Origin of the sequence: Lapillicoccus sp. (genome assembly GCF_036559105.1) — a bacterium.
GTDB lineage: Bacteria > Actinomycetota > Actinomycetes > Actinomycetales > Dermatophilaceae > Lapillicoccus.
In genome coordinates this window covers 1-1,850 of record NZ_DATBTV010000025.1, presented here as the reverse complement: position 1 = coordinate 1,850, position 1,850 = coordinate 1, and the positions used below count along the sequence as shown (strand labels likewise).

Sequence of the window (1,850 nt, the reverse complement as noted above, 5' to 3'; positions counted from 1 at the left end):
ACGCCCAGGGCGTCATGTGGTGGCACCCATGAAAGAACACTTGCCGCGTAAACGCGACGATCTAAGGCAACCCGAGACAAAAACGTGATCGTCTCGCCACCAAGTTGAGGGCAGATCTTCGGTCGACGTACCTTTTGCGGCCATTTGCCCGTGTTTCTGACGATGTCGGCCGACCTCGGCGGATACTGTCCTGGGCGCCAGCCGACCGCCCCCCTGTGGCGCGGCGAGAACGCCCAGCACCGGGGACGGGCTAGCGTGGCCAGGTGCCCAGTTATGACGACGACCTGCGTCTTGCCCATGTCCTGGCGGACGCTGTCGAGCGGATCACGATGGCGCGATTCCGCGCGGAGGACCTCGTCGTCGAGTCCAAGCCGGACCTGACGCTGGTCAGCGACGCGGACAAGTCGGCCGAGGAGCTCGTGCGCGCACAGCTCAAGCGGACCCGCCCGCGGGACGCCGTGGAGGGCGAGGAGTTCGAGACGACCGGGCACGGCCCGCGCCGCTGGGTCATCGACCCCATCGACGGCACGCACAACTTCGTCCGGGGCGTGCCTGCCTGGGCCACGTTGATCTCGCTGGTGGACAACGAGACTCCGGTACTGGGCCTGGTCGCCGCGCCGGCCCTGGGCCGGCGGTGGTGGGCCGCCACGGGGTCCGGTGCGTGGTCGGGGCGCAGCCTCGCCGCCGCCAAGCGCATCCACGTGTCCAAGGTCAGTCGCATCGAGGACGCGTCCCTGTCGTACTCCAGCCTCAAGGACTGGCGCTCCATCGACCGCTACGACGAGTTCGTCGCGCTCACCGAGGACTGCTGGCGGACCCGCGCGTTCGGCGACTTCTGGTCGTACATGCTCGTCGCCGAGGGGGCTGTCGACATCGCGGCCGAGCCCGAGCTGGCCGTCTACGACATGGCCGCCCTGGTCACGATCGTCACCGAGGCCGGCGGCAGCTTCACCTCGCTGGGCGGCAAGCCCGGCCCCTGGGGTGGCAACGCCGTGGCGACCAACGGCCTGCTACACGACGAGGTGCTGACCCGGATCGGCACCGACACCCGAGCGGCTCGCTGAGGTCAGGCCGGGACGACGGTCACGTCGCCGATGCCCAGGTCGCGCAAGCCGTCGGCATACGCACTGGCATCTCCGACCACGACCACGGTCCACTCCCCCGTGACGTACCGGTTGTAGGCCCGACTCAAGGCGTCCGCGTCCAGCCGCTGCATAGCGTCCAGCGTCTGGGTCGTGAACTGGGTGGTGAGACCCTCGAGCGCGAGGTTGGCCGCTTCGTCGGCGACGGCATCGGCGACCGCGAACCGGCCGGGTGCCGTCTTGCTCATGAAGTCGATGCCCGCCCTGACCTCGCTGTCGCCGAAGCCGTCGCGTGCCCCATCGAGGATGTCCAGCAGCAGGCGCACCGACTCGATCGTCGAGTCCGCGCGCACCGAGCCCGAAGTCAGGAACAGCCCGCCGACCCGGCGCGGCCGGAACCCCGACCGGATGCCGTAGGTGTAGCCCTTCTCCTCGCGCAGCACCGCGTCGACGCGAGCGTTGGGAGAGCCGCCGACGACGAACGACAACACGGGGTATGCCGCCCACCCGCCTTCGGCGCGGCGGTCCGGTCCGGTCCACCCCACGACCAGCTCGCTCTGCACCGAGCCGGGCCGGTCGACCAGCACGACCCGGGCCGCGTCCGGAGCTCGACGCGCGGCGTTCGGCGCCGGCGCGACGACCTGGTCCGGAGCGCGCCAGGCCCCCAGCGTGGACTCCACCAGCGCCGGGATATCGAGGCCTGAGACGTCCCCGGCCACCACGACAGTGGCCCCGAGCGGACCGACGTGACGGGCGTGGAAGTCGACG

Annotated in this window: 2 protein-coding genes; one reads left to right on the top strand and one right to left on the bottom strand. The window is 70.4% G+C overall.

Translation table 11 applies throughout. The features are described from left to right. Positions 1 to 263 precede the first annotated feature (263 nt). Entirely contained in the window at positions 264 to 1,064 is an 801-nt protein-coding gene (gene hisN / locus VIG79_RS03575; RefSeq protein WP_331882251.1) for a histidinol-phosphatase, read from the top strand. Between the two features lie 2 nt (positions 1,065 to 1,066). On the opposite strand, the gene VIG79_RS03570 is transcribed toward hisN, so the two are convergent. Further along, positions 1,067 to 1,850: insulinase family protein (locus VIG79_RS03570; RefSeq protein WP_331882248.1), on the bottom strand; the 784-nt coding region annotated here is incomplete at its 5' end.